Origin of the sequence: Pseudomonas sp. B23(2017) (assembly GCF_002113725.1) — a bacterium.
Lineage (GTDB): Bacteria > Pseudomonadota > Gammaproteobacteria > Pseudomonadales > Pseudomonadaceae > Aquipseudomonas > Aquipseudomonas putida_Z.
Map to the genome: position 1 here is coordinate 132,075 of NZ_NEJM01000003.1, position 13,230 is coordinate 145,304.

Consider the following 13,230-nt stretch of genomic DNA (forward strand, 5'->3'; position numbering starts at 1 on the left):
CGGTTGCTGTGAGTCACGAAAGGCTCTCCTGAAGATTGAGCCCCACAGCATACGTCGTGATCAGCGCTTGCGAAACAGTTCCCGGCTGACCAGCGGTTTTGCCCCCAGGTGAACCGCCAGTGCCTGGCGCATCAGGCGCTTGGCGGCGAGCAAGGCACCTGGGGCATCCCAGTCGGCTTCGGCCAGGGCCAGCAGTTCGGTGCCGCGGAACAGCCCGGGTTGCACCAGCTCGACCCGCTCCAGGCCGGCATCCACACGCAAGCGGTACAGGCCATCAACCGCGATCGCCTGGTCATTGACGTCGTGGTGCAACGAAAACGCGTAACCGAGCTCGTCCAGCAGCCGCCATTCGAAGGAGCGCAGCAGCGGCTCCAGCGGGCGACCGGCGGCCAAGGCTTGCAAGGTCAGGGTGTAGTGCTCGAACAGCGCCGGGAAAGGCGCTTCGGCGGGCAGCAGGCGCATGAGCAGTTCATTGAGGTACAACCCGCTGAACAGGGCATCGCCATGCAGCCAGGCGGCGATGCCGGCACTGTCCATGCGCCCGACATTTTTCAGCTCGCCACGCCCACGCAGTTCCAGCTCCAGCGGCACGAACGGCCGCACCAGGCTGCCACCCTTGCCACGCGCACGGCGCAGCACGGCGCGCATGCGGCCCTGCGGGGTGAAGAAGTCCACCAGCGCGCTGGTTTCCTTGTAGGCACGGCTGTGCAGCACGTAGGCTGGCTGGCCGACAGGTTGTTCCATGGAAGATCACTCAGCCCAAGTTTGATGCAAATCCCTGTGGGAGCGGCCTTGTGTCGCGAAAGGGGCGCGCAGCGGCCCCAAGATCTCGGCTATTGCATAGATTCTGGGGCTGCTTCGCAGCCCTATCGCGACGCAAGGCCGCTCCCACATAGGAGGGCCGTGCGAGGCTTAGAGGTCGCCGTAGCCCAGCGAGCGCAGGGCGCGCTCGTCATCGGACCAGCCGCCTTTCACCTTGACCCACAGGTTGAGCATGACCTTGGAGTCGAACAGCACCTCCATGTCCTTGCGCGCCTCGGAGCCGATGCGCTTGATGCGCTCGCCCTTGTCGCCAATGATGATCTTTTTCTGGCCGTCGCGCTCGACCAGGATCAGCGCATGGATGTGCAGCACATGACCCTGCTGCTTGAATTCTTCAATTTCCACGGTGATCTGGTACGGCAATTCCGCACCCAGCTGGCGCATGATCTTCTCGCGCACCAGTTCGGCGGCCAGGAAGCGGCTGCTGCGGTCGGTGATCTGGTCTTCGGGGAAGAAGTGCTCGTTCTCGGGCAGGTGCTTGGCGATCTGTGCTTCCAGCGCCTGCAGGTTGTGCCCCTGCTGCGCGGAAATAGGCATCACTTCGGCGTTCGGCAACTGCTCCTGCAGCCATTGCAGGTGCGGGATCAGTTCGGCCTTCTCTTCCATGCGGTCGGTCTTGTTGACCGCGATGATCAGTGGGCCCGTCACGTACTGCACGCGCTCCAGCACCAGTTGGTCCTCGTCGGTCCATTTGGTGCGGTCGACCACGAAGATCACCACGTCGACGTCCTTCAGGGCCGCCGAAGCGTTGCGGTTCATGTAGCGGTTCAAGGCCTTGTCGTTGGCCTTGTGCATACCGGGGGTGTCGACGTAGATCGCCTGCACGTCACCCTCGGTCTTGATGCCAAGCATGTTGTGGCGGGTGGTCTGCGGCTTGCGCGAGGTGATCGCCAGCTTCTGGCCGAGGATGTGGTTGAGCAGGGTCGACTTGCCCACGTTCGGGCGGCCGACAATGGCTACGTAGCCGCAGCGGGTCGGGTTGCTATCAGTCATTGCCATTCTCCACGCCCAGGGCGATAAGTGCAGACGCGGCAGCGACTTGCTCGGCGATACGCCGGCTAACGCCCTGGCCACGGCTCTTGTTGTTCAGCAGCACCACTTCGCATTCGACGAAGAAAGTCCGGCAGTGCGGTTCGCCCTGGATATCCACCACTTCGTAACGCGGCAGCTCGCAGCTGCGCGACTGCAGGAACTCCTGCAGGCGGGTTTTCGGGTCCTTGTTGGTATCGACCAGGGTCAGGCCTTCGAACTCATCGGCCAGCCAGGCCAGCACGCGCTCCCGGGCCGTTTCCATGTCGGCGTCCAGGTAGATGGCGCCAATCAGCGCCTCCAGGGCGTCGGCCAGGATCGACTCGCGGCGGAAGCCACCGCTCTTGAGCTCACCCGAACCCAGGCGCAGGTGATCGCCCAGGTCGAAACCACGGGCCAGGCGGGCCAGGGTCTCACCCTTGACCAGGCGCGCGCGCAGGCGCGACAGCTGGCCTTCGCGGGCCTGCGGGAAGCGCTCGAACAGCGCTTCGCCGGCGACGAAGTTGAGAATGGCGTCACCGAGAAACTCCAGGCGCTCATTGTTGCGCCCGGCGTAACTGCGATGGGTCAGTGCCAGGAGCATCTGGTCCTGGTTCTTGAAGGTATAACCGAGCTTTCGCTCCAGACGGGCAAGGGGAGCACTCATGCAGCCACCCGTTCGTTGTTCAACGCGTTGTTCAAATCAACATCCTGAAAGACTGTTTGGCTGTGGCCCGCCGCGATGTGCGGCGAATCTCCCGATCCCTGAGAACACAGCCTATGTCAGAAATGCATTCGGCGCTGCCTGCTGGCCAGCGCCGATGGGTATCAATGGATCAGACCGACCCGCGACAGGTTGGGCAGGTGGCTGAGCTTGGGCTCTGGCCAGCTCATCCACACCGCGAAGGCCTTGCCGACGATGTTCCGGTCCGGAACCATGCCGTGCAGTTCCTTCGGGATGTTCGGGTCATCCCAGTAACGGCTGTCGTTGGAGTTGTCGCGGTTGTCGCCCATCATGAAGTAATGGCCTGCCGGCACGGTCCATTGCTGGTCCGGCGGCATGCGGTAACGGCTCATTTCCTTGCGGATCAGGTGTTCGGCCTCGCCGAGCTTTTCCTTGTACAGCTCGGCGCTGCCCAGGGTGCCCGGCTCGGTGCCCACCAGTTGTTCGGCAATCGGCTGGCCGTTGACGAACAACCGCTTGTCGCTGGTGTAGCGCACCTGGTCACCCGGCAGGCCGACCACACGCTTGATGTAGTTGACGTTCGGGTCGCTCGGGTAGCGGAACACCATCACATCACCGCGTTGCGGGTCACCCACCTCGATGACCTTCTTGTCGATCACCGGCAGGCGAATGCCGTACGAGAACTTGTTCACCAGGATGAAGTCGCCCACTTCCAAGGTCGGCTTCATCGACCCCGAAGGGATCTGGAACGGCTCGACCAGGAACGAACGCAGCACCAGCACGATGAACAGCACCGGGAAGAACGACTTGCCGTACTCGACCAGCAACGGTTCCTTGCCCAGGCGCTCGACCACCGCCATCTCGGGCTGGCTGACGCTGCCCTGGTAGTTGGCGATTGCCGCACGCCGGCGCGGAGCCAGGAACAGCAGGTCGATCAAGCCCAGCAGGCCGCAGACGAAGACGGCGATGACTAGCAACAGCGGGAAATTTAGCGACATAGGACCTAGCTATCCAACCTGAGCACGGCGAGGAAGGCTTCCTGTGGAATCTCCACGTTACCCACCTGTTTCATGCGTTTCTTACCGGCCTTCTGCTTCTCCAGCAGCTTCTTCTTACGGCTGACGTCACCACCGTAGCACTTGGCCAGTACGTTCTTTCTGAGCGCCTTGACGGTTGTCCGCGCGATGATCTGGCCGCCGATAGCTGCCTGGATCGCCACATCGAACATCTGCCGAGGGATCAGTTCCTTCATCTTCTCGGTCAACGCACGGCCTTTGTAGGCCGCGTTGTCGCGGTGCACGATCAATGCCAGGGCATCGACCTTGTCGCCGTTGATCAGTACATCCAGCTTGACCAGGTTGGCCGACTGGTAGCGATCGAAATGATAGTCCAGCGAAGCATAGCCGCGGCTGGTGGACTTGAGGCGGTCGAAGAAGTCCAGCACCACTTCGTTCATCGGCAGGTCGTAGCGCACCTGCACCTGGCTGCCGAGGAACTGCATGTCGCGCTGTACGCCACGCTTCTCGATGCACAGGGTGATGACGTTGCCCAGGTGTTCCTGCGGTACCAGGATGGTGGCAGTGACGATCGGCTCGCGGAAGTCGGCGACCGCCGAGACGTCTGGCAGCTTCGACGGGTTGTCGACGGTGATGGTCTCGCCGGTTTTCAGTTCCAGCTCGTAGATCACGCTTGGCGCCGTGGTGATCAGGTCCAGGTCGTATTCGCGCTCCAGGCGCTCCTGGATGATCTCCATGTGCAGCATGCCGAGGAAGCCGCAACGGAAGCCGAAGCCCAGGGCGTCGGAGCTTTCCGGCATGTACTGCAGCGACGAGTCGTTCAGGGTCAGCTTCTGCAGCGCATCGCGGAAGTCCTCGAAGTCGTCGGAGCTGACCGGGAACAGGCCGGCGTAGACCTGCGGCTGGATCTTCTTGAAGCCTGGCAGCACTTCGACCTCAGGGGTCGCGGACAGGGTCAGGGTGTCACCGACCGGGGCACCATGGATGTCCTTGATGCTGGCAATGATGAAGCCCACTTCGCCGGCCTTCAGGTCGGCGGTCTGGGTGTGTTTCGGAGTGAACACGCCCACGCTGTCGACCAGGTGCACCTTGCCGGTGGACTTGACCAGGATCTTGTCGCCTTTCTTGACGCGGCCGTGGCGTACGCGCACCAGCGAGACCACGCCCAGGTAGTTGTCGAACCAGGAGTCGATGATCAGCGCCTGCAGCGGCGCCTCGATATCGCCTTCCGGGGCGGGGATGGTCTGTACCAGGCGCTCGAGCACCTCGTCCACGCCCATGCCGCTCTTGGCACTGCAGGCCACGGCGTCGGTGGCGTCGATGCCGATGATCTTCTCGATCTCGTCCTTGACGCGATCCGGATCGGCCTGGGGCAGGTCCATCTTGTTCAGTACCGGCATGACCTCAAGGCCCTGCTCGATGGCGGTATAGCAGTTGGCTACGGATTGGGCCTCGACGCCCTGGCCGGCATCCACCACCAGCAGCGCGCCTTCACAGGCCGCCAGCGAACGCGAGACTTCGTAGGTGAAGTCGACGTGGCCGGGGGTATCGATGAAGTTCAGCTGGTAGACCTTCCCGTCCTGCGCCTTGTAGTTGAGCGTGACGCTGTGGGCCTTGATGGTGATACCGCGCTCACGCTCCAGGTCCATGGAATCGAGCACCTGGGCTTCCATCTCGCGTGCCGACAGGCCACCGCACATCTGGATGAAACGGTCGGCCAGCGTCGACTTGCCATGGTCGATGTGGGCGATGATGGAGAAATTGCGGATATGACTCAAATCACTCACGGGTCAACACTCGAAAAGGCTGCGAGCCGGACGCCCGCCGAAAAATAGCCGGGAATTGTACCTTAAGCTGCCGGGATATGGGAGATTCCTCTATCGGGCTGTACACAGCATTCGCCCCTGCAATTGTGAACTTTCATGAAAAAGGGCAGCCGAAGCTGCCCTTTTCTCCTTGCCAAGCCGCTTATTCAGCCAGCTTGAAGGTAATGAAGCTGGCACGGCCCTGACGCAGCACGCGCATCGACACCGAACGGTTCTTCGGCAGTTCCTTGGCGATTTCGGTGAATTCCTTGGCCGAACCGATCGCCTGGTTGTTCAGGTGGCTGATCACGTCACCCGGGCGCAGGCCGATCATCGCGGCCGGGCCATCCTGGACTTCCTTGATGACCACGCCACCCTTGAGCTCCAGGGCTTTCTTCTGCTCGGCGGTCAGGTCGGCCACCGAGACGCCCAGGCGGTTGCTGCTGCGCTCGGCGCTGCCTTCGGCGCCGGTACCGATGTCGGCATCGTCGTCCGGCAGTGCGCCAACGCTGATGTCGAGGTTCTGGCGCTTGCCGTTGCGGATGATCTCCAGCTTGGCCTTTTCGCCGTCCTTGAGGCTGCCGACCAGGTGCGGCAGGTCGGCCGACATGACGATCGGCTGGCCGTTCATGCTCAGGATCACGTCACCCACCTGCAGGCCGCCCTTGGCTGCCGGGCCGTTTTCCAGCACCTGGGCCACCAGGGCACCGGCCGGCTTGTCCAGGCCGAACGACTCAGCCAGGTCCTTGTTGACCTCCTGGATCACCACGCCCAGCCAGCCGCGGCTGACCTTGCCGTCTTTCTTCAGCTGGTTGGAGACATCGATCGCCACATCGATCGGGATGGCGAACGACAGGCCCATGAAACCGCCGGAACGGGTGAAGATCTGCGAATTGATACCCACCACTTCGCCGTTCATGTTGAACAGCGGGCCGCCGGAGTTGCCCGGGTTGATGGCAACGTCCGTCTGGATGAACGGTACGTAGGTGTCGTTGGGCAGGGTGCGACCCTTGGCGCTGACGATACCTTTGGTCACCGAATGGTCGAAGCCGAACGGCGAACCGATGGCCAGTACCCACTCGCCCACCTTGAGCTTCTCGGAATCACCCAGCTTGACAGTCGGCAGGTTCTTGCCCTCGACCTTGAGCAGGGCCACGTCGGTGCGCGGATCGGTGCCGACCAGCTTGGCCTGCAGCTCGCTGCGGTCCGACAGGCGGACGATGATCTCGTCGGCATCGGCTACCACGTGGTTGTTGGTCAGCACGTAGCCATCGCTGGAAATGATGAAGCCCGAACCCAGCGACTGGGCCTCGCGCTGGCGGTCGCCACGCGGCGAGCGCGGCTGCTGCGGCATGTTGCGCTCGAAGAACTCGCGGAACATCGGCGGCAGGCCTTCCAGGTCGGGCATCTGCCCGGCGGCCATGCGGCGGTCCGGCAGCTTCTGCTTGGTACTGATGTTGACCACGGCTGGCGAGGCCTGCTCGACCAGGGTAGTGAAGTCCGGCAGGGCTTCCTCGGCCTGGGCGCTGAGCACCTGGCCGAGCATCAGCACGGCGGCGAACATCGATAGGTAGGATTTCAAGCGTGGTATTGACATACGGCTCCCGTCACAACGAGCGGTAGTTTAGAAAGGCCCCTGCACAAAGCAGGAAAGGCCAGGCTCCAAGAAGCCTGACCTATAGAAAATTTGCCGATGGATTGCAAATGACAATGCTTTAATTTCATTTCAGAGGCATGTCCGCACGCCTTGGCATGGCCCGCACGCCAGGCCCGCAAATGCGCGCCATCACTGGCGCGCCTGGCCATCCTGGGGGCGCATCGACAGCGCCACACGCTCTGCGGTACCCAGCGGAATCTCGCCGACCACTGTGACCATCACCTTGCCCTTGGGCGTGTTCAGCCGACGCGAGACCGCCGAAGTCGGGCCAAGCTGGGTACGCATGTCGGTCCCGCCCTCATCCTTTACCAGCTCGAGGAACACCGAGAAGCGCGCCAGGCCATCGTCGTACATCAGGCTGCTGACCGTGCTGTCATTCTTGGGGTCGCGGCGTACCGAGCTGTTGACCAGTTCGAAGCCAGGCGGCAGCCAGTCCGAACGCCAGCCGGCGACCGTGTCATTGGCGGCAGCGGCCACATGCTGCACCGACTTGCACGCAGCGCTGGCGCGCAGGTCGTCGTCGCTAGGTGCTTCGGTATCGAGACGGGTCATCTGGAAGCGCTCCAGCAACTGCCCCTTGTCGTTGACCATCAACGAGCGCAGCGGCAGGCCGGTAGCACGGTCCAGGTGCAATTCGAAGGCATAACGGTGCTGGTCGCGCGGGGTGAGCGTCACGATCACGGCATCGCGCCCGGCGACCCGTGACTTGCCCGCCACGCTCAAGTCATACCAGCCCATCAGTTTCAGCGGATCAAGCACACGCTGCGCGGTGTCCGGGGGCGTTGTCACACCACTGGCCAAGGCCCCGCTGACGCACTCTACCTTGCCATCCACGCGCACGATCTCCTGGGCGGCGCCATCGAGCTGCAACAGCCGCTCGCTGACCTTGCCGTCGTCGACCCTGTGCCAGATCTCGTGGGAAGAGAAGCTGCCATTGCGTTCGTAGACAAAAGAGCCTTGGTAGCTCTGCTTTTGCTCGGCCTGTGCCAGCTTGCTCAGCCACTCGCTCGCCTCAGGCGAGGAATTGGCCGCCAATGCTGGCACCGTCATGCAGCTGCCAATCAGCAGCGACAGGAGAGGTAGCGCGCGCATGATCCTCCTTACTTAACGGTTTTCCAGGCTGGCGGCGCGGGCATAAGGCAATGCGGTTTCAGTGCCCTTGAGCGCAGATTCCTGGGCATGCTGGCGCAGGTAGCCTGGCAGACGCTGGTCCCAGCCGGCCTGGTTCTGCAGCACGCCGTTGGCCATCGGCCCGGTCGGTTGCTCACTGCTCTCACTATAGCCTGCCAAAACGGCCGGGCCTTGTGCTTGTGGCACAGTCAGGCCTTGCTGGGCAGGTTGCTGGGCAGCAAGCTCGGCGCCAGTGATCTCGTCCTGGTTGTACATGCGCACACCGGCCAGCACCGCTACGGTGACCGAGGCAGCTACCGCCAGGCGGCCAATGCTGCGCCATGGCCCTTTCTTGGCCTTGGCCGGCACGGCTTCGTCAGCCAGCGCTGCAGACACCGCCGAGGCGATATCCAGGTTGGGCAGCAGCAGCTCCTTGTGCATGGCTGCGCGGGCAACCTGGTAACGCGACCAGGTGGCACGGGTTTCAGCATCGTCTACGGCGTTCAACACACGACGCAGTTCAAGCTCGTCCGCTTCGTTATCCATCACCGCGGACAGCGATTCCTGCAAAGCTTCACGACTCATGGCGGTTCCTCTCTTGGCTGTCGCCGCTGTCTCAGGTTTCCTGCAGCAAAGGTTGCAGGGCTTTGTCTATGGCCTCCCGAGCGCGGAAGATTCGAGAGCGCACGGTACCCACCGGACATTGCATGACACTGGCAATGTCTTCGTAACTCAGCCCGTCGAACTCGCGCAGGGTCAATGCCGTGCGCAGGTCTTCAGGCAGTTGCTGGATGGTGCGATGGACAGTGCCTTCGATTTCATCCCGCAACAACGAGCGTTCTGGGGACTCGAGATCCTTGAGACCATGATCGCCGTCGTAAAACTCCGCATCCTCGGAGCTCACATCACTGTCTGGTGGCCGTCTTCCACGGGACACCAGGTAGTTCTTCGCCGTGTTGATGGCGATGCGGTACAGCCACGTATAGAACGCACTGTCTCCGCGGAAGTTGCCAAGCGCACGGTAGGCCTTGATGAAGGCTTCCTGTGCTACATCCTGGGCCTCGTGGGTATCGTGAACGAACCGCACGATCAACCCGAGAATCTTGTGCTGATACTTCAGCACCAACAGATCGAAAGCTCGCCTGTCACCGCGCTGAACGCGCTCGACAAGCTGCTGATCCTCTTCCTGGGTTAGCATGAACACTCCTCAGTGAACTCGAAGGAGCGTTGCAACAGCCATCGTTCAGGCTTGCAACCATAGACTCGGGCTTTGCGCAAAAGTTCTCCCCTCCAAGCAAGTTTCCTGCAGCCCTTGGTCGGGTTGCACGGAAGACGCGGCACGGTCACGGCCGGCTACGTCGATAATCAGGTTTCGAGTACGCAGGGACAGCCCGGACAGGCCTGCCGCCCTGCGTCGCCGCGGCAAGTTGTGGCGCGTGGGCAGCCTTCATAGGATTTCCGGCCATGTCGGAAAGTTCCCACAAAGGTTGTCGCGACCAGGCAAGTGGCATGGAAATTGGCCACTCGGGGCTGCTATAAAGGCAACCCGGCCAGCTTTAACGATAGTTTCACAATGCCATCGGCGCGTGACTATTGTGCCGCGCCCCTTCCAAAGAATACTAGTGTCCCGACATGAGCCAACAATTCCAACATGATGTCCTGGTGATCGGCAGCGGTGCCGCCGGTCTCAGCCTGGCACTGAACCTCCCCAGCCACCTGCGAGTCGCCGTGCTCAGCAAGGGCGACCTGGCCAACGGCTCGACCTTCTGGGCCCAGGGCGGTGTCGCGGCAGTGCTGGACAATACCGATACCGTGCAGTCGCATGTCGAGGACACCCTCAATGCCGGCGGCGGCCTTTGCCATGAAGAAGCTGTGCGCTTTACCGTCGAGCACAGCCGCGAAGCCATCGAGTGGCTGATCGAGCAAGGCGTGCCCTTTACCCGCGACGAACACTACAGCGTCGACGACGGTGGCTTCGAGTTCCACCTGACCCGAGAAGGTGGCCATAGCCACCGGCGCATCATCCATGCCGCCGACGCCACCGGCGCAGCCATCTTCACCACGCTGCTGGAGCAGGCCCGCAAACGCCCGAATATCCAGCTGCTGGAGCAGCGCGTGGCGGTCGACCTGATTACCGAACGTCGCCTCGGCCTGCCCGGCGAGCGCTGCCTGGGTGCCTATGTGCTCGACCGCAACACCGGCGAGGTGGATACCTTCGGTGCGCGCTTCACCGTGCTGGCCACTGGCGGCGCGGCCAAGGTCTACCTGTATACCAGCAACCCCGATGGTGCCTGCGGCGACGGCATCGCCATGGCCTGGCGGGCCGGTTGCCGGGTGGCGAACCTGGAGTTCAACCAGTTCCACCCGACTTGCCTGTACCACCCGCAGGCCAAGAGTTTCCTGGTTACCGAAGCCCTGCGCGGCGAAGGTGCCCTGCTGCGCCTGCCCAATGGCGAGCGCTTCATGCCACGCTTCGACCCCCGCGAAGAACTGGCCCCGCGCGACATCGTGGCCCGCGCCATCGACCACGAGATGAAGCGCCTGGGTGTGGACTGCGTGTACCTGGACATCACCCACAAGCCGGCCGACTTCATCAAGAGCCACTTCCCCACCGTGTACGAGCGCTGCCTGGCTTTCGGCATCGACATCACCCGCCAGCCGATCCCGGTAGTACCTGCGGCGCACTACACCTGCGGCGGAGTGATGGTCGACGACCGCGGCCACACCGACGTACCGGGCCTGTATGCCATAGGTGAAACCAGCTTCACCGGCCTGCATGGTGCCAACCGCATGGCCAGCAACTCGCTGCTGGAATGCTTCGTCTATGGCCGTGCCGCCGCGGCCGACATCCAGGCGCACCTGGATGAAGTGGTCATGCCCAAGGCCCTGCCCGGCTGGGACGCCAGCCAGGTCACCGACTCGGACGAGGACGTGATCATTGCGCACAACTGGGACGAACTGCGGCGCTTCATGTGGGACTACGTCGGCATCGTGCGCACCAGCAAGCGCCTGCAGCGAGCGCAGCACCGCATTCGCCTGCTGCTGGACGAAATCGACGAGTTCTACAGCAACTACAAGGTCAGCCGCGACCTGATCGAATTGCGCAACCTGGCGCAGGTTGCCGAGTTGATGATCCTGTCGGCCATGCAGCGCAAGGAAAGCCGCGGACTGCATTACACCCTGGATTACCCGGGGATGCTGGACGAGGCCAAGGACACTATTCTTAGTCCTATCTGAAAGTTGTGGCGCCTGCGAGATCGAGCGCCGCCCGTGCGGCGCTCGATCTCGCAGGCGCTGAAGCCGCCACGACGAACACCTGTCAGCCCTGACTCGCCCCAACCACCGCCCACCTGCGCCGGCTGAATTTCAACCGCACCCGCAAGCGCCGGTGCTCATCAGCCCCCAGCGCATCCCGTGGCACGCATTGGCTCTCCCCCAACCAGCGCCCCGCCCGCACAAAGCGCAACACCACCAGCGCCGGCAACGCCACGCTGTCCCGGCACAAGCGCACCGGCTGCCAGCCACGGGCACGGCTGAACACCTGCCAACCGCGCACATCACGGCGCAGGCCAACAACGGCATGCTCATGCGTCAGCAGAATACGTCGGGGAATGGCCCAGCCAGCGTGGGCAATACAGGCGGCGACAACAGCAAGGGCCGACCACCCGGTCAGCGGGCTCGCCCATACGGCAAACCACGCCAGTACCTGGCACCCCAGGTAGGCCGCCAGCAGCAGGCGCGAGCCTTGCCAGCGGCACTCGAAGCACTCACTTGGGCTGGACACGGTCCAGGATGATGCGAACCATGCGCTGCAGCTCCGGGTCTTCGGACTCGGTGCGCTCCATGAACCAGCCGAACATGTCCTGATCCTCGCAGCTCAACAGACGCACGTAGAGTTCGCGGTCGGTTTCGTTGAGCGTGGGGTAGACTTCCTGGGTGAAAGGCACCAGCAGTACGTCCAGTTCCAGCATGCCGCGGCGGCTGTGCCAGAAAAGCCGGTTGAGTTCAGTTTGTTCGACCATGGGGCCCTCCTCGAATGGCCCGCCAGTATACAGCCAGGCGAGCGAAGCGACACCGGGCGTTGGTCTAGTCACCTACCTATTTTGTTACCGGCGTTCTATGATGGCCGCCAGTCTTTAGCCACCGCGATGACCCATGGCCGATTCCGCTTTCTTCTGCCCCCTGTCCCACGAGGGCATCCTCGCCGTCCGCGGCTCCGATGCAGGCAAGTTCCTGCAAGGCCAGCTGACCTGCAACATCAACTACCTCAGCCCGGAACACGCCAGCCTCGGCGCCCGCTGCATGGTCAAGGGGCGCATGCAGTCGAGTTTCCGCATCCTGCCCGAAGGCAACGGCTACCTGCTGGCCATGGCCAGCGAGCTGCTCGACGCCCAGCTGGCCGACCTCAAGAAGTACGCCGTGTTCTCCAAGGCGACGCTGACCGATGAAAGCGCTGCCTGGGCACGCTTCGGCCTGCAAGGCGGCGATGCAGCGCTTCAGGCCCTGGGGCTCGATGTGCCTGCGGCAGCTGGCAGCACCGTGCGCCACGACGGGTTGATCGCCATTGCCGTGTCCGCTGGCCGCGTGGAGCTGTGGGTACCGGCAGACAAAGCCGACAGCGTTCGCCAGGCGCTGGCCGCCGCACTGCCCGAAGGTAGCCTCGGCGACTGGCTGCTGGGGCAGATTCGCGCCGGGATCGGCCAGGTAATGGGGCCGACCCGCGAGCTGTTCATCCCGCAGATGATCAACCTGCAGGCCGTCGACGGCGTCAGCTTCAAGAAGGGCTGTTACACCGGTCAGGAAATCGTTGCCCGCATGCAGTACCTGGGCAAGCTCAAGCGCCGCCAGTACCGCCTGGCACTGGACCAGCAGGCCATTCCGGCCCCGGGCGCCGAGATCTTCTCGCCCACCCATGGTTCGTCGGTCGGTGAAGTGGTCATCGCTGCCAGCAACGGCACAGGCTGCGAACTGCTCGCCGTGCTCAGCGCCGAAGCGGTGGAAGACGACAACCTGCACCTGGGCAGCCTGGAAGGCCCACGCCTGCAGGTGCTGACCCTGCCCTACGAACTGGACCGCGACCGGGAAATCCAGCGTTGACCAGCCTGCCCCGCCTACGTGGCGGGGCCG

At 63.1% G+C, this 13,230-nt stretch carries 13 protein-coding genes; 2 read left to right on the forward strand and 11 right to left on the reverse strand.

Annotated features, from left to right (window positions below; translation table 11 throughout):
* Positions 1 to 60: 60 nt before the first annotated feature.
* The 9 genes from recO to rpoE form a co-directional block, all read right to left on the reverse strand.
* Entirely contained in the window at positions 61 to 744 is a 684-nt protein-coding gene (gene recO, locus CAG46_RS06295; protein WP_015271594.1) for a DNA repair protein RecO, read from the reverse strand.
* 168 nt (positions 745 to 912) lie between these two features.
* Complete coding sequence (gene era / locus CAG46_RS06300) at positions 913 to 1,815, reverse strand: GTPase Era (RefSeq protein ID WP_015271595.1); 903 nt, start codon at positions 1,813 to 1,815, stop codon at positions 913 to 915.
* Positions 1,808 to 2,497 (reverse strand): ribonuclease III, encoded by a 690-nt coding sequence (gene rnc / locus CAG46_RS06305; RefSeq protein WP_003258487.1) that lies wholly within the window; start codon positions 2,495 to 2,497, stop codon positions 1,808 to 1,810. Before rnc ends, era begins: the two co-directional genes overlap by 8 nt.
* A gap of 161 nt (positions 2,498 to 2,658) precedes the next feature.
* Positions 2,659 to 3,513, reverse strand: a complete 855-nt coding sequence (lepB, locus tag CAG46_RS06310; RefSeq protein WP_003258486.1) for a signal peptidase I — start codon at positions 3,511 to 3,513, stop codon at positions 2,659 to 2,661.
* Between the two features lie 5 nt (positions 3,514 to 3,518).
* Positions 3,519 to 5,318 carry a translation elongation factor 4 gene (gene lepA, locus CAG46_RS06315; RefSeq protein ID WP_013973995.1) on the reverse strand — a complete coding sequence of 600 codons (1,800 nt, stop codon included), beginning with the start codon at positions 5,316 to 5,318 and terminating at the stop codon, positions 3,519 to 3,521.
* Between the two features lie 181 nt (positions 5,319 to 5,499).
* Positions 5,500 to 6,900: a DegQ family serine endoprotease gene (locus tag CAG46_RS06320; RefSeq protein ID WP_371257967.1), complete on the reverse strand. Its 1,401-nt coding sequence runs from the start codon at positions 6,898 to 6,900 to the stop codon at positions 5,500 to 5,502.
* Between the two features lie 222 nt (positions 6,901 to 7,122).
* On the reverse strand, positions 7,123 to 8,085 hold the full coding sequence (locus CAG46_RS06325; RefSeq protein WP_085614231.1) for a MucB/RseB C-terminal domain-containing protein: 963 nt from the start codon (positions 8,083 to 8,085) through the stop codon (positions 7,123 to 7,125).
* A gap of 12 nt (positions 8,086 to 8,097) precedes the next feature.
* Entirely contained in the window at positions 8,098 to 8,688 is a 591-nt protein-coding gene (locus CAG46_RS06330; RefSeq protein WP_075046173.1) for a sigma-E factor negative regulatory protein, read from the reverse strand.
* Positions 8,689 to 8,719: 31 nt separating this feature from the next.
* On the reverse strand, positions 8,720 to 9,301 hold the full coding sequence (rpoE, locus tag CAG46_RS06335; protein ID WP_003252049.1) for an RNA polymerase sigma factor RpoE: 582 nt from the start codon (positions 9,299 to 9,301) through the stop codon (positions 8,720 to 8,722).
* Positions 9,302 to 9,735: 434 nt separating this feature from the next.
* Here rpoE and nadB point away from each other — a divergent pair, with 434 nt between their 5' ends.
* Positions 9,736 to 11,340, forward strand: coding sequence for an L-aspartate oxidase (gene nadB / locus CAG46_RS06340; RefSeq protein ID WP_075046174.1), 1,605 nt, complete (start codon positions 9,736 to 9,738; stop codon positions 11,338 to 11,340).
* Positions 11,341 to 11,422: 82 nt separating this feature from the next.
* Here the strand turns inward: nadB and CAG46_RS06345 are convergent, their stop codons facing one another.
* Entirely contained in the window at positions 11,423 to 11,887 is a 465-nt protein-coding gene (locus tag CAG46_RS06345; RefSeq protein WP_085614232.1) for a protein YgfX, read from the reverse strand.
* Positions 11,871 to 12,125, reverse strand: coding sequence for a succinate dehydrogenase assembly factor 2 (locus CAG46_RS06350; RefSeq protein ID WP_003252043.1), 255 nt, complete (start codon positions 12,123 to 12,125; stop codon positions 11,871 to 11,873). Before CAG46_RS06350 ends, CAG46_RS06345 begins: the two co-directional genes overlap by 17 nt.
* 133 nt (positions 12,126 to 12,258) lie before the next feature.
* Between CAG46_RS06350 and CAG46_RS06355 the strand changes: the two genes are divergently transcribed.
* A complete protein-coding gene (locus CAG46_RS06355; protein WP_025340430.1) occupies positions 12,259 to 13,200 on the forward strand; it encodes a folate-binding protein YgfZ in 942 nt (313 codons plus the stop codon).
* The last annotated feature ends 30 nt before the right edge of the window (positions 13,201 to 13,230 follow it).